Origin of the sequence: Streptomyces sp. NPDC050439 (genome assembly GCF_040655335.1) — a bacterium.
GTDB lineage: Bacteria > Actinomycetota > Actinomycetes > Streptomycetales > Streptomycetaceae > Streptomyces.
Genome location: NZ_JBFAJT010000002.1, coordinates 369,035 through 386,571 on the forward strand (window position 1 = coordinate 369,035; position 17,537 = coordinate 386,571).

Genomic DNA, 17,537 nt, shown 5'->3' on the forward strand with positions numbered 1-17,537 from the left:
GCCTCACTGCATCTGCCGCCGCACCAACTCATGCAGCCGGCCGCCCGTATCCGCCAGCAGCTGTGCGGGCGGCCCCTGTTGGACCACTCGTCCCTCCGACATGACGATGACGCGGTCCGCGTCCATGACCGTGGAGAGGCGGTGGGCTATGACGACGCGGGTGGCGTTGAGGGCGCGGGTGCTGTCGATGACCGTGCGTTGCGTCTCGTTGTCCAGGGCGCTGGTCGCCTCGTCGAAGAAGAGGACGCGGGGGCGGCGGATCAGGGCCTGGGCGATCATCAGGCGCTGGCGCTGGCCGCCGGAGACCGCTCCGCCGCCGGAGATCATCGTGTGCAGGCCCATCGGCATGCGCTTGATGTCCTCGGCGAGGCCCGCCATCGCCGCGGCCTCCCACGCCTCCTCCTGCGTGAACGTCTCGGCGCCGCAGATGCAGTCCAGGATCGATCCGGTGAGGGGCTGCGCGTTCTGCAGGACGACGCCGCACTGTCGGCGAACGGCCGCCTGGTCCAGGGCGGACAGGTCCTGGCCGTCGTAGAGGACGCTGCCGGAGACCGGCTTGTCGAAGCCGATCAGGAGGCGGAGGAGCGTCGACTTGCCGCAGCCGCTGGGGCCGACGACGGCGACGAACTCGCCCGGCCTGATGGACAGGGACACGTCGTCGAGGACCAGGGGGCCGTCGTCCGCGTAGCGGAAGGACAGGGCGCGGGCCTCGATCTCGCCCTGCAGCTCGCCCGGCTGCGTGCTCGCGCCCCGCACCTCGGGCGTCTCTTCGAGCACCGGCTTGATCTGCTCGAACATCGGGAGGACCGACGCCGCCGAGATCAGTGCGCCGGTCAGCTGCGTGACGGACGTCAGGAGCATCGTCACCGCCGTGCTGAAGGTGAGGAACTCCCCCGCCGTGAGGCTGCCGCGGGCCGGGCCCGCGAGGAGGACGAACATGATGAGTGTGCACAGCGGGAGGTAGACCGAGTTGAGGACCGTGGTGACGTTCTTGATGCGGCCCGCGCGTTGTTGCAGCTCACGGCTGCGTGCGAACTCGCCCGCCCACGCCGCGTACGCGAAGCTCTCCGCCCCCGCGACGCGGAGTTTGGGCAGGCCGCGCAGCGTCTGGAACGCCTGGTTGTTGAGCTTGTTGGAGAGCTCGACCAGGCGGCGCTGCCAGCGCAGTTCCCACAACCCGAGGGTCAGGAACACGGCGGCGATCACCACCAGCATCCCCAGGGCGGCCAGGGCCAGCGGGACGCTGTAGAGCAGCAGCAGGACCAGGTTCATCGCGCCGATCGTGCCCGATTGGAGGGCGACGGGACCGATGCCCGAAAGAACCCGGCGGATCGCACTGACGCCCATCGCCGCGCTCGCCAGTTCACCGGTGGAGCGGGAGGCGAAGAAGCGGGTGGGGAGGTTCAGCAGGCGGTCCCAGACAGCTGGTTGCAGGGTGCTCTCCATCCGGCCCTCCATCCGCAGGATGGTGAGGTTCTGGAGCAGCATGAACGCCGCGGAGACGATGCTCGTGATCATCACGGCCAGGGAAACCTGGACGATGAGGCTCTTCTCGCCGTTCGGGACGAACACGCCGAGCACCTGTCCCGTCGCGATCGGCACGAGCGCCCCGATCGCGACCGTCACCAGACCGGCGATCGCCAGATTGCGTACGTCGCCGCCGGTGCCCCGCAGGCTGAAGCGGAAGAGCCGCCAGGGCGTCAACTCCCGCTCCGGCAAGGGGCGGTAGAACATGACCCCCTGCGGCTCGAACTCCTCCGCGTTGGTCTTGTCGATGCGCGTGCGCCGCCCGGACGTGGGGTGCACGGACTCGTAGCCGCCGCGCCGCCACAGCAGCGCGACCGGCGCCCCGCTCGCCGCACGGTGTCCCACCAGGGGGCCCGCGTTCTCGCGCCACCAGCGCCCGTCGAGACGCACGGCGCGGGTGCGGATGCGCGAGGCCACGGCGACCTGCTCGACCGGGTCGATCCGGTCGCTGACCGCACCGCCCTGCGCGGCGCCGGACAGCGTGATGCCCGCCGCGTCGGCGACCAGGCGGCAGGCGGCGTACGTCGCGTCGTCGCTCCCCCGCGCCTCGGTGCGGCGCGCGCCGCCCCTGCCGGAGCGGCCGATGGAAGCGATCAGGGTGCGGTCGGCCTGTTCGCGGACGGTCTCGCCCGCCTTGATGCCGGCCGCCGTACGGTCCTCGTGAGCCCGCTCCAGGCGTTCGATCCAGCGGTCGAGGGTCGAGAGCAGCCGGTACTGCTGGTTGACCATGCGCTGCCACATGGAGGCGTCGACGAGCAGATCGCCCGCCGCCTCCGAGCTGTAGGCGGAGCCGTACTGCACGCTGCCGGGCGCGACCGGCATCCAGAGGATGTCGTCGTCGGTCACCACGTCGTCGGCCATCGTGCGGCCGTCGAGCGGGGCTTCGAACAGGACCCGGTGGCTGCGTCCGATGCCGAGCGCGAAGGCGTGCTCGAGCAGGCTCAGGGACGCGTCCTGGGTGTCGTACTGACTGGGGTACTGCTGCTCGTAGGCCCAGGTGTCGCCGTAGTCGGGGCGGTACAGCTCGCGCAGCGGGATGCGGCGCAGCTCGCAGCCCTGCAGCGGGCGCCCGACGAGGGTGTGCTGAGGGCCTTCGACCGGGCCCAGGAGCAGGGTGCCGGGTTCGAGGCGGCCGAGGAAGTGCCAGTGGCCCTGCTGCACGGCGTCGACGGCGAACAGGTCGAGCGCGCCGGCCACGACGAGCCACAGGACCTGCGGGCCTTCGAGATGCACGCTGCGCAGGCCGGTGCAGTCGGCCGGGGTGCCGAGCGCGCCGAAGGCGGCGGCGACCGAATCGCCGCCGTAGGAGGCGTACTGCTCCGGTACCGAGGTCACCTCAGTGCTCCTTGACCAGGTCGGCGTAGGGCCCGCCGGCGGCGACGAGGTGTTCATGGCGTCCGCGTTCCACGACCGTGCCGTGGTCGAGGACGACGATCTCGTCGCTGTCGCGCACGGTGCTCAGGCGGTGGGCGATGACGACGCAGGCGCAGCCGCGGCGGCGCAGGTTGTCGATGATGACCTGTTCGGTCTCGGCGTCCAGGGCGCTGGTCACCTCGTCGAGCACGAGGATGCTGGGGCGGCGGACCAGGGCCCGCGCGATCTCCAGGCGCTGGCGCTGCCCGCCGGAGAAGTTGCGGCCGTCCTGCTCGACTCGGCCGTGGATGCCGCCGGGCCTGCGCGCCACGATGTCGAACAGGCAGGCGTCCTTGAGGGCGGCCACGACGGCGTCGTCCGGGATGGAGGGGTCCCACAGCGCGACGTTGTCGCGGATGCTGCCCTCGAAGAGGAAGACGTCCTGGTCGACGAAGGAGACGGAGGCGGCAAGCGCCCCGCGCGGGATGTCCTCAAGGCGCTGACCGTCGATGCGGATCGTGCCCTCCCAGGGGCTGTAGAGCCCCGAGATCAGCCGGGAGACCGTCGATTTTCCGCTGCCGGAGCCGCCGACCAGCGCGACCTGCCGGCCGGGTCCGACCGCGAGGGAGAAGCCCGTCAGGAGCGGCTTGTCGAGGGGGCTGTACCCGAAGGTGATGTCTTCGAGGGTCACGTGGCCCTTGAGGCGGCGGGTGCTCGCCTCCGGTTCGGGACGGGAGTACAGGGTGTCGACGGGGAAGTTCTCGACGTCCTTGAGACGGGCGACGTCGGCGCCGAAGTCCTGGATGCGGCCCGCGACGCCGTTGAGGCGGGTGATCGGCGCGGTGAAGCGGGTGACCAGCGCCTGGAACGCGACGAGCAGACCGATCGAGAGATGTCCCTCGACCGCGCGCAGGCCGCCGATCCACAGGATCAGGGCGCTGTTGAGCGTGGCGAGGGTCGGCGCGACGACGCCGAGCCAGGCGCTGGGCACGCCGAGGCGCTGCTGCTGCTCCAGGGTGGTGGCGTGCTGGCCCGCCCACCTCCGGAAGTAGCCGTTCTCGCCTCCGGTGGCCTTCATCGTCTCGATCAACTGGAGGCCGGTGTACGAGGTGTTGGTGAGCTTGGCGCTGTCAGCGCGCAGCTTCTGGGTGCCGGTGGCCCGTAGCCGGATGACGATGCGCATCGCGACGATGTTCAGCAGGGCGATGCCGACGCCGACCAGGGTGAGCTGGGGGTCGTACGTCCACAGCAGGGCCGCGTAGAGGAGCACGACGATGCCGTCGACGCCCGCGGCCGTCAGGTCGCGGGCCAGCGTCTCGGCGACGGCGTCGTTGGACGCGAGGCGCTGGACGAGGTCGGCCGGGCTGCGCTGGGCGTAGAACGTGACGGGCAGGCGCAGCAGGTGGCGCAGGAAGCGGGCGCTGCTCAGCGTGGAGGAGATGATGCGGCCGCGCAGCAGGTTCGCCTGTTGCAGCCAGGTGAGGACGACGGTGAGCGCCACCATCGCGCCCATCGACGCGAACAGGGCGCCGAGCAGCGACGTCTGATGGCCGATCAGGAACAGGTCGATGTACGTCCGGCTGAGTGCGGGCAGTGCCGCGCCGACCGCGACGAGCAGCAGGCTGGCGAAGAGCGCGGCGAGCATGGTGCCGGTGGTGCCGCGCAGCCGGGCGGGCATCGCTCGCATGATGCCGGGCCTGCGGCCTCCCGGGCGGAAGTCCTCGCCCGGCTCCAGGACGAGGACGACTCCGGTGAAGCTGGTGTCGAAGTCCTCCGAGGGGACGAAGCGGCGGCCCTTGTCCGGGTCGTTGACGTGCACGCCGCGCCGTCCGAAGCGACGGCCCACGCCGTCGTAGACGACGTAGTGGTTGAACTCCCAGAAGAGGATCGCGGGCGCCTTGACCTCGGCGAGCGCGGCCGGTTCCATCTGCATGCCCTTGGCCGTCAGGCCGTAACTGCGCGCCGCCTTCAGGAGGTTGCTGGCCCGCGAGCCGTCGCGGGACACGCCGCACGCGATGCGCAGCTCCTCCAGCGGGACGTGGCGCCCGTAGTGGGCGAGGACCATGGCGAGCGCGGCGGCGCCGCACTCCACGGCCTCCATCTGCAGGACGGTGGGCGTACGGACCGTCTTCTGCCGCTTGCCCTTCGAGGCGGGGCGCGGGGCGGCGCGGCGGCGGCTGCGCTGGGGTTCGGGACGGTGCCTGCGGCGGCCGCCGGGGGGCGGCAGTTGCTGCTGGTGCGCCGGGGAGGGGTGCGGTGCGGTCACGGAAGCAGCCAATCGATCGGGCGCTGCTCGGCGAGGTGGAAGGCGCCGCTGGTCAGGGTCATGGAGTCGAGGGTGAAGGGCGGGCCTTCGGCGGACGACCACTGGTAGCCGGACCGGGTGGCGGAGGAATTCTCCAGGCTCACCAGGACGGCCACGGGCGGCCCGTTCTTGGTGAACTGCCCGGCCAGCTCCTTGTCCCCGAGGAACCCGCTGACCTTCTGTTCGCTCTGGGCCGCTCGCCCGATCGCCTTCACGTGGCCGCGCAGCTTGCCGTACTCCTCCGTGGGAACGGACTGGACGGTGAGGTCCACCGATGCTCCGACGGGGACGGTCGCCGCGCTGTCCGCCGGTACGTAGAGCATGGCGAGGAGGGGGTCGTCGGTGCCCGAGACCCGCTCGACGGTCGCGACGTCGGCGCCGGTGGTGACGACGGTGCCGATCCTGGCGACCAGGGTGGTCACGCGGCCCGCGGCGATGGAACGTACGACCTTGTCCCCTTGGTCCGTACGGACCTTGAGCACGGGAGCGCCGGCGGCGACCCGCTTTCCCTCTTCGGCGAGCACGCGCGTCACCTGTCCGGTGACGGGGCTCTGCAGGACGTAACTGCCCTGGCCGTGGGTGAGGATGCCGGGTGCGCGGAGCGTGGAGGAGATCGAGCCGGTCACGGCCCAGATGCCGGCGGCGGCCATGACGACGACGGTGACGGCGAGCACGAGCAGGCCCTGGGGTCGTGCGTAGCGCACCGGCAGGTCGAGTTCCTCGGGCGACTGCAGCTTGGACAGGGCCTGTTGGCGGAACTGCACGGAACGCTTCCCTTACTTTGCCTGTGGCGTCTGCTTGCCTGTGGCGTCCGTGAGCCCCGGAACCAATGGTTCCGGGGCTCACGAATCATGGCGTCTCAGTGAGCTGAGGCTCAGAGACCAGCGGTCAGGCCGGAGGCCAGGCCCGTGACGGCGCCGGTGTTCAGACCGGTGACACCCTCGACGGTGCCGACGACGCCGCCGACGACGCCCGAGACCGGGGCGATGGAGTCAACGGTGCTGGTGACGTTGCCCGCGACACCGGCGACGAGGCCACCGGAGACGTTGTCGAGGTCGGCGTCGGAAATCTCGAGGGTCTCGACCTGGGGGGTGTAGTTCATGGTGTGAGCTGCCCTTCTCATGAATGGTGCAAAGGTGTTTCCAACACTGCGGAACCTGATGTGCGAATTCCGCGGTGGCCAGGATCAAAGCACGTTCGCAGGTCGTACATCCAATCGATGTGGCGACGGTCGGCAGCCCTCATGGCGTCGAATCACCGCTGCGTGCAGGCATGTTCACGGCTAGGGAGCAGCTCCTTCACAAGATTCACAGACGGGAATCCCGTGAGCGGAAGGACTCCCTCCACCAAAGCGGACACTCTCGCATCAAAGCGAAAGTTCTGTGGTCAATACACAAGGGCCGCGGGTGGAGTATTCGCCGAATGGCGTGACTGGGCTGCGCATTCGATGTGCAGGTTTATTGAAGGCGCGGCGAATGGTGGCCGAAGGGGACACGGAGTCCGCCGGCTCAGACCTCCGCGACCACCCCGTCCGTCGACCCGCCGGAGGCGATTCCGTGGCCGGGTTCGGGCACGGACTCCGGGGCGAGCAGCACCGAGCGGCGGCCGTCGACACCGATCGGGACGTCGCCGTCGATGGTGACGCGGCGCAGGGTGCGCTCGTGGTCGTCGGAGTCGTCGACTCCGTAGTGCTGCGTCGCGCGGTTGTCCCAGATGGCCACGTCGCCCGCGCGCCACTGCCAGCGAACCGTGTTCTCCGGCCGCTCCACGTGGGACTGGAGTACGCCGATCAGCGCGCGGGAGTCGGCGGCGCGGAAACCGCTGAGCTTCTGGAGGAAGTTGCCCAGGATCAGGGTGCGTTCGCCGGTCTCGGGGTGGACGCGGACCACCGGGTGCTCGGTCCGGAACTTGACGGCGGTGAACACCTTGCGGTGCTGATCGAGCGCCGCGGAGGTGGCTTCGGGGCGGGTGGCCGCGTAGTCGTAGTCGTTGGTGTGCACGCCGCGCACGCTGTCGGCGAGGGTCCGCAGCGGCTCGGGCAGATCCCGGTAGGCGGCGGCGGTGTTGGACCACAGGGTGTTGCCGCCGTACGGCGGGATGACCTCGGCGCGGAGGATGGAGAAGGCCGGGTAGGCGGGCACGAACGTGACGTCGGTGTGCCATTGGTTGGCGCGGCCGCCGCGCTCGTTGTCGATGCCGAGGGCGTAACGGCCGTCCACGGACGGGACGGTGGGGTGGGCGACGGGGGTGCCGAGCAGCCGGGCGAAGGCTTCGTGGCTCTCCGGGTCGAGGTGCCGCTGGTCGCGGAAGAAGACGACCTTGTGCTCGAGGAGCGCGGCGCGCACGGCGGACACGGTCGCCTCGTCCAGGTCACCGCCGAGGCGGACCCCGGATATGACCGCGCCGATGCGGCCGCCCACCTTCTGGACGGTGCGGGGCGCAGGCTCAGCCGGGCTGAGGGTGGTCTCCACTGCGGGTGCGGACGTCATGGGTCGAGATCCCTTCGGTGGGGCGGGTGTAAGGGGAGCCGGGCACGTCAAATGGAGCCGCGCATGGCCGAGTTGAGACGAGCGGATGCGGGCGGGTGCGAGCGAAGAGGGTGAGAAGGCTCGCCCAGCGGCGTAGGAGCGGGACAACGGCCACAGCCGCGGCCGCTGATATCGAAGGCGGCTGTCAGGCCACGCGCAGACGACACGCCGCGGAGGCGAGGCGGCCCAGGTCTACGTGGAGCCGCGGGACAAGAAAGGTCATCGCGGTCATGTCCTGGAGCATGGCCGTATGCCGGAAGCACGGTCAAGGTCCGCCCCGCCCGCTTCACGACCCTGCAACGCGCCCGACATCGCGCAAGCGACCCCCACGGCCACGGCTCGCGGCCGGGGGTGATTCGTACCGTTCGGGGCGGTGCAGCATAATGCGGCCATGCGGATCTCAGCCAGGGCGGACTACGCGGTACGTGCCGCGCTGCAACTCGCCGCGTGCCAGGACGACGGGCCGCTGAAGGCCGAGGCCATCGCGGACGCCCAGGAGATCCCGCACAAGTTCCTCGAGGGCATCCTCAACGACATGCGGCGCGGCGGTCTCGTCCTCAGCCAGCGCGGCGGCAACGGCGGCTACCGGCTGGCCCGGTCCGCCGACCTCATCAGCATCGCGGACGTCATCCGCATCGTGGAGGGCCCCTTGGTGTCGGTGCGCGGGGTACGCCCGCCGGAGCTGGCCTACAGCGGGCCCGCGGAATCGCTGCTGCCGCTGTGGATCGCCCTGCGCGCGAACGTCCGCCAGATCCTCGAGGGCGTCTCCCTGGCCGACGTCGCCGGCGCCGACCTCCCCACCCCGGTCACGGAACTCACCGCGGACCCGGCGGCCTGGACGAACCCTTGAACGCGCGCTCAGGCCGACTTCCGTAGGACCAGACGCGTGGGAGTTACCACGGACGGCAGGGAACGGGGGCCCTCCCCGACCGGTGACTGGTGCGCCGTCCGGTCGCACAGCAGCCGCGCCATCAGCCGGCCCATCTCCTCGATGTCCTGGTGCACCGTCGTGAGCGGTGGCTCCGTGGTCTCGGCGAGGGGCGTGAGGTTGTCGAAGCCCACGACGGCCACGTCCCCCGGCACGGTGCGCCCTCGTTCCCGCAGGGTCCGCAGAGCACCCGAAGCCATCAGGTCCGAGGCGACGAACACCGCGTCCAGATCCGGTGTCCGATCCAGCAGCCGGGCCATGGCGGCCGCGCCTCCGCTCAAGGTGAAGTCGCCCTCGGCGAGAAGATGGGCCGGGGTGTCCAGGAGAACGTCGCGGTATCCGTCGAGGCGGTCGATCGCGGAAGCCTGGTTGAGCGGTCCGGTGATCGTCGCGATCCGACGGCGTCCCAGCGACACGAGGTGACGAACGGCTTCCCGGGCACCGCCACGATTGTCGGCGTCGACGTACGTGTAGACGTCGCTGCGGTGTCCGGAGCCGAGGACCGGGCGTCCGCCGAAGACAGCGGGCAGCCCCATCTGTTCCACCATGTCCGGCAGCGGGTCGTCCGCGCGCAGCGAGAACAGCAGGGCGCCGTCGACGTGACCGCCGCCCAGGAAGTTGCTGACGCGCGGGTAGTCGTCCTGCTCCTCGATGAAGAGAAGGACGGGCTGAACCCCGTGCCGCACGAGCTCCTGCCGGATGCCGCGAAGATGACGGTCGAAGTAGGGGTCGACGAAGAGTCGGTTCTGCGGTTCCGTGACCACGACGGCGACGGCACTGTTGCGACGCGTGACGAGCCTTCTGGCGGCCTGGTTCGGCACGTAGCCGAGCTCCTCCACCGCTGTCCGGATGCGTTCGGCGACCTCGGCCCGCACCTTCGGCTCACCGTTGATCACCCGTGACACCGTGGACTTCGACACCCCGGCCCGTCGCGCCACGTCCTCCAGCGTGGGGCGTTGCCCGATCAACCGCTCAGCCAACTGGTCAACTCCCCCTCCGATACGGCGCCGTTCACCGTGCCGTCGGACACGTTAGCCGCCCGCCGACGGGTCAGCGACGATTGCGCGGATGGTTGCGTGCCATGCGTTCGTTGCCGTGTTTGTACGCGCCCGTCCAGCGGGCCATCACCAGTTGCGCGTCGCCCGACTCGACCTCGGCGAGGAACTTCTCGGCGCGCGCGCCGCGCAGCGTGCCCGCGTCGCGTCCGTGGTGGGTGATCGTCACGCTGGCGTCGGGGCGCTGCTCGTAAGTGAATCCGGAGGGTCTCGGCATGGCCGGATGGTAGTTCTGACGGCCGCGCTTCCGTAACCGAATTTCGCCGTGGCGCCGGGCTCTGACGGGTGTCGGCGGAGCTTCTCGGTCCCATTTGGCGAGATGCGGCAGTCCACTCCTTGAACACCCCCTTGTTGCGGGCGGTGTTCGCGACCACTATTCCTATCAATCAGGTAGGAAAACTAGGAATCTGTGAGGCGTCGCCGTGACAACGCTGCTCCCCTCCGCCTCGCCGCGCGTCGTCCGGGAACTCGCCGACGATCTCGCCGTCGACGCGGACCTGCGCGACCGGGCGGGCAAGCCCCCGCTCGACGAGGTCTCGCGGCTGCGTGAGGCGGGGCTGCCCGCGCTCCTGACGCCCCCCGGTCCAGCGGGTCCGGACGGCCGGGGCGTCGACTGGCGTACGGCCTGTACGGCGATCAGGGACATCGCGGCGGCGGACAGCTCCATCGCCGAACTCCTCGCACACCACCACGCCCTGTCGTGGAGCCCGCGCCTCTTCGCCGCCCCCGCGGACGCCGCGGCCCTCGAACTGCGCGCCGTACGCGAACAGTGGCTCTGGGGCGGCGACATCGAACTGCCGGACGCCCAGACGGGAACCGACCTCGCGCTGACCCCGTCAGCCGACGGGTACGTCCTGCACGGAAGACGGCTCTCGACCGCGGGCGTCGCCGTCGCTGACCGGCTCGTCCACACGGCGCGGCGCACGGACAGCGGCGACTGGGTGGTCGTCCAGGTCGACCCGGTACACCCCGGCGTCCGCGCCGAACCTGCGCACGATCTGCTCGGGCAGCGCCTGAGCGGTGCGGGAGGCGTCAGCTACGACGACGTACCCGTGGCCGCGCACCAGGTGCTCGGCACCGTTCCCGTCGACGAGCACGAGATCGCGCCGTTCACCTCGCTCGCCCCGCTGACCCGCCGTCTCCTGCTCGTCCAGGTCGGCCTGGGCAACGCCGAGGGCGCGCTCGCCGAGGCGCGGGACATCAGCCGCGCACTGCCGCGCCCCGCCCTGACGGGTGCGCCCGACGCCGGCCGGGACTGCGGGCCGCCTCCCACGGACCCTTACCTGCTGCTCGCCTACGGGGAGTTGGCGACCGCCGCGCACAGCGCCGCCGCCGTGGTGGACCGTGCGACGGAGGCGTTGGCCCGTGGCCTGGAGACGGGGCCCGCGCTGGATGCCGACGAGCGTGCCGACATCGCGTTCCTCGTGGCCGCGGCCGAAGCGGTCACCACCCGGTCCGCCCTGCACATCACCACCCGCGTCCTGGAACTCACCGCCGACGCGCCCTCGCCCGCGACGGACCCCGGACTCGACAGGTTCTGGCGCAACGCCCGGGCCCTGACGGCCCACGACTCCACCGCGCACCGCCTGCGTGACATCGGCGAGCACTACCTCAACAGCCTGCGATAACGGGACATCCCGCGCCCCTCGGCGGCCGGCCCCACGGTCAGTACGATCTTCGGACACCCCGCATCCGCAAGGCCGAGAGGGAAGCACCGTTGAACACCGGCAGCTACTACGAACCCATCGACGAGCACCGCTTCAAGCCCACCTCGCACGCCGGTGGTGCCTGGGACACCGACGAACAGCACTTCAGCCCGCTCGGCGGCCTCACCGTCCATGCCATCGACCGGCACCTGGCGGCCGCCCGGCCCGACAGCGGCCTGATCATGTCGCGGATCAGCTTCGACATCCTCGGCCGCCTCGCCCTCGACGAGTGCGAGATCCAGGTGGAGACCATCCGCCCCGGCCGCACCATCGAACTGGTCGAGGCCGTCGTGCTCATGGCCGGCCGTCCGGTGGTTCGGGCCCGGGCCTGGCTCCTCGCCGCCGGCGACACCAGTTCCGTCGCGGGCGGCGGCGCCGACAAGCTCACCTCTCCCGAGGCGCTGGAGTCCTGGCCCATCGCTTCCCTGTGGCCGGGCGGATACATCGCCTCCGTCGACGTTCGCCCCGTCAACCCCCCGCAGCCCGGCCGTACGACGGCGTGGATCTCCACCCCGCTCGACCTCGTCGCCGGGCAGACCGCGAGCCCCCTCGCGTCGTACGTCGCGCTCGTGGACACCGCCAACGGCATCGCCGTACGGCAGCCGCCCACCGCCTGGATGTTCCCCAACGTCGACCTCACCGTCCACCTGCACCGGCAGCCCGAGGGCGGCTGGACGGGGCTCGACACCACGGTGACCTTCGGCCCGACGGGACAGGGCATCACCAGCACCGTCCTGCACGACCTCAACGGCCCCGTCGGCCACGCCCAGCAGATCCTCACCGTCCGGCCCTTGTAGCCCGCCCGGTCCCGTTCACATGAAGCGGCGGATCAGCCGCTCCTTGGCCGCGGTGAAGGGCGGGTAGGCCGCTCGTATGGTGTCGGGCGACAGCGGCTTGTCGAGGACGGCCTTCGCGTGGCTGAAGGTCTCCACCGAGTAGTGGCCGTGATAGCTGCCGAAGCCGCTCTCGCCCACACCGCCGAAGGGCAGGCCCGGCACGGTGAGATGGGCGTTGGGCAGCCCGAAGCCGACGGCGCCCGACGATGTCTCCGCGAGCAGCCGGCGACGGGTCTCCCGGTGAGGCGTGAAGGCGTAGAGGGCGAGCGGTTTGGCGCGGGCGTTGACGAACGCGATGGCGGCGTCCAGATCGGGCAGGGGCAGGACCGGCAGGATGGGGCCGAAGATCTCCTCGGACATCACGGGGGCGGCCGGGTCGACGTCGGCGAGCACGGTCGGCGCGAGGTAGCGGGTGGCCCGGTCGTGCGCGCCGCCGGTCACCACGCGGCCGTCACCGAGCAGGGCGGTGAGCCGTTCGAAGTGCCGGTCGTCGATGATGCGGCCGTAGTCGGGGCTGCGGGCGGGGTCGGTGCCGTACATGGACGTGATCGCGTCGGCGAGGTGGCCGGCCAGCGGCCCTGCCGTGCCGCCGATGGCCAGGACGTGGTCGGGGGCGGTGCAGCTCTGCCCCGCGTTGAGGAACTTGCCCCAGGCGATCCGGCGCGCGGCGGCGGCCAGATCGGTGCCCGGCTCGACAAGGACCGGGCATTTGCCGCCGAGTTCCAGGGTGACGGGGGTGAGATGCCGGGCGGCGGCCGCCATGACGATGCGGCCCACGGTGCCGTTGCCCGTGTAGAGGATGTGGTCGAAGCGCTGCTCCAGGAGCGCCGTGGTCTGTGCCGCCGCGCCCTCGACGACCGCGACGGCGTCCGGGTCCAGGTAGCGGGGCAGGAGGCGGGCCAGCGCGGCGGAGGTCGCCGGTGCCAGTTCGCTCGGCTTGAGCAGGGCGCAGTTCCCCGCGGCGAGGGCGCCGACCAGGGGTGCGAGTCCCAGCATCACCGGGTAGTTCCACGGGCTGATGACCAGGACCACGCCCAGCGGTTCGCGGATCGTCCGCGCGCGGGCCGGGAGCAGCGCCATGGGGACCGGGACGCGGCGCGGGCGCAGCCAGCGCTCCAGGTGGCGCAGCGTGTGATCGATCTCGTTGACGACGAAGCCCAGCTCCGATGTGTGGGTCTCCACGGGGCTCTTGCCCAGGTCGGCGGCGAGCGCGTCGGTCAGCGCGGGCGCCTGTTCGGTCAGCAGGGCACGCAGCGCGCGCAGTTGTCGACGGCGCCAGACCGTCGGTCGCGTCCGGCCGGCTGTGAACGTCGCGCGCAGCCCGGCGACCGTCCCCGCGATGTCGGCGGGCGGTTCGTCCGCGCCGCCCACGCCCAACTCCCGCTCCACGTCGGTGAGCAGTGACCGCTCCATGATGTCTCCTCCCCGCAAACGCAACGGTGCGTTGCGCTTTCGCCGACCGTAGCCTCCCCGGCCCTCTTATGCAACGCACCGTTGCGTTGCGTTAGGCTGCGGGGCATGACGACGCATCACCGCCCGCGGACCGCCCGGGGCGACGGCCCGCGGCGCAAGCCGCAGATCTTCGACGCCACCTTGAAGGCCCTCGCCCGCGACGGCTTCGAGTCCATGACGATCGAGGGCATCGCCGAGGAATCCGGCGTCAACAAGACGACGATCTACCGCTGGTGGCCCTCCAAGTCCGCGCTCCTCGGCGCCGCCCTCATCGACGCGCCGCTCCTGGACCTGCCGGCTCCCGACACGGGGAACCTCCGGGGCGACCTGGAACATCTCGTCGAGAGCCTCGCGCGACTGCTGACCGCGCAGTCGTCGGGCGCCGTCGCCCGGTCCGCGCTGGGGGCGGCGGTGAGCGATCCCGGGCTCGCCGGCTACATCCAGGGCTTCTTCGCCGACCGCCTCGCACGCGAGCAGTCGGTGATCGACCGCGCCGTCGAGCGCGGCGAACTGCCGCCGGACACCGACACGATGACCCTGATGGACCTGCTCGCCGGCGCGGTCTGGCTGCGCGCGGTCTTCCGCCGCCTGCCGCTGGACGACGACTTCGCCCGCCGCACCGTCTCCATCATGCTCGACGGCGTACACACGTCCTGAGATGCACCCATTCATCACGCATGTCGTGTCCACGACATCGTCACACAGTCGACCCACAACGTTCATGCAGTGATGCGCTCAACCGTGCCACTCTCCCGTTGGCCCACTTGTCAACTCGCGTAGAACGCAGGTTCTGTTGGAGGGATCCGCGGTACGCGCGAGTCTCCGGGAGAGGACACCCCCCACATGACCGTCCCTCACATACGTCACTGGAAACCGCTGGCCACGACGGCGGCCGCGGTCCTCGTCGGGATCACCGTCCCGGCCGCAGCAGACGCCACGACCACGGCCCCCACGCCGCCCGCCGCGTCCGCCGGTGCCTATGACGACACGTACTACAAGGACGCGCTCGGCAAGACCGGTCCGGAGCTGAAGAGCGCCCTGCACACCATCGTCAGCGAGCAGACCAAGCTGTCCTACGACCAGGTCTGGGACGCCCTGAAGGTCACCGACGAGGACCCGGCGAACAGCAGCAACGTGATCCTGCTCTACACCGGCCGCTCGCAGAGCAAGGACAGCAACGGCGGCGACCCGGACCAGTGGAACCGTGAGCACACCTGGGCCAAGTCCCACGGCGACTTCGGCACCGCCACCGGCCCGGGCACCGACATCCACCACCTGCGCCCGACGGACGTCTCGGTCAACAGCACCCGCGGCAACAAGGACTTCGACAACGGCGGCAGCGAGGTCGGCGAGGCGCCCGGCAACTACACCGACGCCGACTCCTTCGAGCCGCGCGACGCCGTCAAGGGCGACGTGGCCCGCATGATCCTCTACATGGCCGTGCGGTACGACGGCGAGGACGGCTTCGCCGACCTGGAGCCCAACGACAAGGTCGACAACGGCAGCGCCCCCGCCATCGGGCGCCTCTCCGTGCTGAAGCAGTGGAGTGACGAGGACCCGCCGGACGCGTTCGAGAAGAACCGCAACCAGGCCATCTACGACCAGTTCCAGCACAACCGCAACCCGTTCGTCGACCACCCCGAGTGGGTCGGGGCGATCTGGTAGACGGCGGGTCAGGACACCACGTCGCCCAGCGGCTTGCCCTCCAGGTGACCCGCGACGTTCTGGATCGCGGCGAGGCCGATGCGCACCAGCGTCTCGCGGGTCACACCCGCCACATGCGGCGACAGCACCACGTTCGGCGCCTTCAGCAGGCGCAGGGCCGCGGTGGGCGGTTCGGGGTCGAAGACGTCGATGCCCGCACCGGCCAGCTTCCCGGCCGTGAGCGCGTCGGCAAGGGCGTCCTGGTCGATGAGCGCGCCCCGCGCCGTGTTGACGACGAACGCCGTCGGCTTCAGGAGGGCGAGACGCTCGGCGTCCAGGAGGTGGCGCGTCCGCTCGGTCAGCGGGGCGTGCAGGCTGACGTAGTCGGACGTACGCAGGAGTTCGTCGAGTTCGACGTGGCGCGCTCCGCCCAGGCGGGCCTCCGTCTCCGCGTCCAGGGCGCGCGGCCCCGCGTAGACGATGCTCATGTCGAAGACGACCGCGCGGCGTGCGACTTCCTCGCCGATGTGGCCGAGCCCGACGATGCCGAGCGTCTTGCCGGAGAGCTCCGTGATGGACTGCTGGAGGCGCGGGAGCGCCCAGTCCGCCTCGGTCAGCGCGGTGTGCGCCGGGATCAGCTGCTTGGCGAGGGCGAGCATGAGGGCGAAGGTCTGCTCGGCCACGTTCTGCTTCTCGGCGCCGCTGGAGCCGATCGAGCAGACGGAGATCCCGCGCGAGCGGGCCGCCTCCAGGTCGACGTAGTCGAAGCCGTGGCTCGCGCACTGGACCAACTCCAGGTCCGGTGCCGCCGCGATGTGCTCGGCGGTGACGGGCGCGAGGCCGGTGATGATGACGTGTGCCGCGCGCAGGGCCGCCGGGTCCTCGTCGGCCGACTCCACGACGGTGACGTGCGCCGTCCCGGGCAACAGCCCGGCGAGGGCGCCTCCCGCCGCGCGGCCGCCCACGTGGGGCGAGACGACGGCCAGGACGTTCTTCACGGTGGTCATGCGGTCTCCTCGATCAGGTCGTCGGGGGTGAGGGTGGCGGGCCCGGCGTGCCCGGACAGGGCCAGGGTGAGGTCGAGTTCGGCGAGCAGACAGCGGATCACGTGGTCCACGCCCGCCTGGCCGTCGATGCCGAGCCCATAGGCGTACGGCCGCCCCACGAGGACGGCCTCGGCGCCCAGGGCGAGCGCCTTGAAGATGTCGTCACCGGTACGGATACCGCTGTCGAACAGGACGGAGAGCCGGTCGCCGGCCGCCTCCACGACGCGGGGCAGCGCGTCGGCCGCCGCGACGGAGCCCGCGACTTGGCGGCCGCCGTGGTTGGAGACCACCACGCCGTCCATGCCCACGTCGGCGGCGCGGCGTGCGTCGTCCGGATGCAGGATGCCCTTGAGCACGATCGGGCCGTCCCAGTTCTCGCGCAGGAACGCCAGGTCGGGCCAGGTCTTCGCGGGGTCGGCGAACATGCCCACGAAGTGCATCACGGCCGCGTTCGGGTCCTCGTGCACCGGCTTGGCGAGGCCGGCCCGGAACGCGGGGTCACTGAAGTAGTTGGCGGTGCCCACGCCGTGCAGGAAGGGCAGATACGCCTGGTCCAGGTCGCGCGGCCGCCAGGCGAGCAGCGGGGTGTCGAGCGTGACGACGAGCGCCGTGAAGCCCGCGGCCTTCGCCCGGTCCAGGAAACTCTTGGTGACGTCACGGTCCTTGGCCCAGTACAGCTGGAACCACCGCTGCGCGTCGCCCATCTCCTCGGCGACCTGCTCCATGGGGGTGCTGGAGGCCGAGGACAGGATGAACGGGACGCCGCGGGCCGCGGCGGCGCGGGCGGCGGCGGACTCGCCCTCCGGATGCATGATCGACAGGACGCCGACGGGCGCGAGGGCCAGCGGTGCGGGCAACCGGTGGCCGAGCACCTCCACGGACAGATCGCGTTCGTGCACGTCACGCAGCATGCGCGGCACGATCCGGCGGCGCTCGAGGGCCTCGCGGTTGGCGCGGGCGGTGCTGCCGTTGCCCGCGCTTCCGGAGACGTAGCCGACCGGGCCAGGGCCCAGGCGCTGCTCGGTCAGCTCCTCCAGACGGGTCAGGTCGGTGGGCAGGCGGGGCACGGCGCCAGTCATGCCGTTGAGGTAGATCTCGTACTGGAAGTCCGCCCAGTTCGGCGTCGTCGTCATGTGGTGGGTCCCGTCCGATGGCCT

At 71.1% G+C, this 17,537-nt stretch carries 16 protein-coding genes; 5 read left to right on the forward strand and 11 right to left on the reverse strand.

The genetic code is table 11. The features are described from left to right. Positions 1-3: 3 nt before the first annotated feature. The 6 genes from AB0I66_RS08745 to AB0I66_RS08770 form a co-directional block, all read right to left on the reverse strand. Entirely contained in the window at positions 4-2,862 is a 2,859-nt protein-coding gene (locus AB0I66_RS08745) for an NHLP bacteriocin export ABC transporter permease/ATPase subunit (protein ID WP_363207047.1), read from the reverse strand. A 1-nt stretch (position 2,863) separates the two neighbouring features. Further along, entirely contained in the window at positions 2,864-5,146 is a 2,283-nt protein-coding gene (locus AB0I66_RS08750) for an NHLP family bacteriocin export ABC transporter peptidase/permease/ATPase subunit (RefSeq protein ID WP_363207048.1), read from the reverse strand. Beyond that, positions 5,143-5,949 carry an HlyD family efflux transporter periplasmic adaptor subunit gene (locus AB0I66_RS08755; protein WP_363207049.1) on the reverse strand — a complete coding sequence of 269 codons (807 nt, stop codon included), beginning with the start codon at positions 5,947-5,949 and terminating at the stop codon, positions 5,143-5,145. The genes AB0I66_RS08750 and AB0I66_RS08755 overlap by 4 nt, the downstream gene beginning before the upstream one ends. A gap of 110 nt (positions 5,950-6,059) precedes the next feature. Beyond that, the gene (locus tag AB0I66_RS08760) at positions 6,060-6,287 is read right to left on the reverse strand and encodes a type A2 lantipeptide (protein WP_249585724.1); all 228 of its coding nucleotides are present in this window, start codon (positions 6,285-6,287) and stop codon (positions 6,060-6,062) included. Between the two features lie 406 nt (positions 6,288-6,693). Continuing rightward, entirely contained in the window at positions 6,694-7,674 is a 981-nt protein-coding gene (locus AB0I66_RS08765; RefSeq protein ID WP_363207050.1) for a TauD/TfdA family dioxygenase, read from the reverse strand. Between the two features lie 184 nt (positions 7,675-7,858). Continuing rightward, a complete protein-coding gene (locus AB0I66_RS08770; RefSeq protein WP_363207051.1) occupies positions 7,859-7,957 on the reverse strand; it encodes a putative leader peptide in 99 nt (32 codons plus the stop codon). A gap of 147 nt (positions 7,958-8,104) precedes the next feature. Between AB0I66_RS08770 and AB0I66_RS08775 the strand changes: the two genes are divergently transcribed. Further along, entirely contained in the window at positions 8,105-8,563 is a 459-nt protein-coding gene (locus AB0I66_RS08775) for an Rrf2 family transcriptional regulator (RefSeq protein WP_363207052.1), read from the forward strand. A gap of 8 nt (positions 8,564-8,571) precedes the next feature. On the opposite strand, the gene AB0I66_RS08780 is transcribed toward AB0I66_RS08775, so the two are convergent. Both AB0I66_RS08780 and AB0I66_RS08785 read right to left on the reverse strand, forming a co-directional pair. Continuing rightward, positions 8,572-9,621: a LacI family DNA-binding transcriptional regulator gene (locus tag AB0I66_RS08780; RefSeq protein ID WP_363207053.1), complete on the reverse strand. Its 1,050-nt coding sequence runs from the start codon at positions 9,619-9,621 to the stop codon at positions 8,572-8,574. A 70-nt stretch (positions 9,622-9,691) separates the two neighbouring features. Beyond that, positions 9,692-9,913, reverse strand: a complete 222-nt coding sequence (locus tag AB0I66_RS08785) for a hypothetical protein (protein ID WP_363207054.1) — start codon at positions 9,911-9,913, stop codon at positions 9,692-9,694. Positions 9,914-10,118: 205 nt separating this feature from the next. Between AB0I66_RS08785 and AB0I66_RS08790 the strand changes: the two genes are divergently transcribed. Continuing rightward, a complete protein-coding gene (locus tag AB0I66_RS08790; RefSeq protein ID WP_363207055.1) occupies positions 10,119-11,324 on the forward strand; it encodes an acyl-CoA dehydrogenase in 1,206 nt (401 codons plus the stop codon). An 89-nt stretch (positions 11,325-11,413) separates the two neighbouring features. After that, positions 11,414-12,199 carry a thioesterase family protein gene (locus AB0I66_RS08795; RefSeq protein WP_363207056.1) on the forward strand — a complete coding sequence of 262 codons (786 nt, stop codon included), beginning with the start codon at positions 11,414-11,416 and terminating at the stop codon, positions 12,197-12,199. Positions 12,200-12,214: 15 nt separating this feature from the next. Here AB0I66_RS08795 and AB0I66_RS08800 read toward each other — a convergent pair whose 3' ends face one another. Next, positions 12,215-13,651, reverse strand: a complete 1,437-nt coding sequence (locus AB0I66_RS08800) for an aldehyde dehydrogenase family protein (RefSeq protein WP_363207057.1) — start codon at positions 13,649-13,651, stop codon at positions 12,215-12,217. 105 nt (positions 13,652-13,756) lie between these two features. On the opposite strand from AB0I66_RS08800, the gene AB0I66_RS08805 reads away from it, so the two are divergent. Together AB0I66_RS08805 and AB0I66_RS08810 are read left to right on the forward strand one after the other, a co-directional pair. Next, positions 13,757-14,347, forward strand: a complete 591-nt coding sequence (locus AB0I66_RS08805) for a TetR/AcrR family transcriptional regulator (protein WP_363207058.1) — start codon at positions 13,757-13,759, stop codon at positions 14,345-14,347. Between the two features lie 186 nt (positions 14,348-14,533). Then, the gene (locus AB0I66_RS08810) at positions 14,534-15,355 is read left to right on the forward strand and encodes an endonuclease (protein ID WP_363207059.1); all 822 of its coding nucleotides are present in this window, start codon (positions 14,534-14,536) and stop codon (positions 15,353-15,355) included. 8 nt (positions 15,356-15,363) lie between these two features. Here the strand turns inward: AB0I66_RS08810 and AB0I66_RS08815 are convergent, their stop codons facing one another. Next, entirely contained in the window at positions 15,364-16,341 is a 978-nt protein-coding gene (locus AB0I66_RS08815; RefSeq protein ID WP_363207060.1) for an NAD(P)-dependent oxidoreductase, read from the reverse strand. Further along, on the reverse strand, positions 16,338-17,513 hold the full coding sequence (locus AB0I66_RS08820) for a lactate 2-monooxygenase (RefSeq protein WP_363207061.1): 1,176 nt from the start codon (positions 17,511-17,513) through the stop codon (positions 16,338-16,340). Before AB0I66_RS08820 ends, AB0I66_RS08815 begins: the two co-directional genes overlap by 4 nt. Between the last annotated feature and the right edge of the window lie 24 nt (positions 17,514-17,537).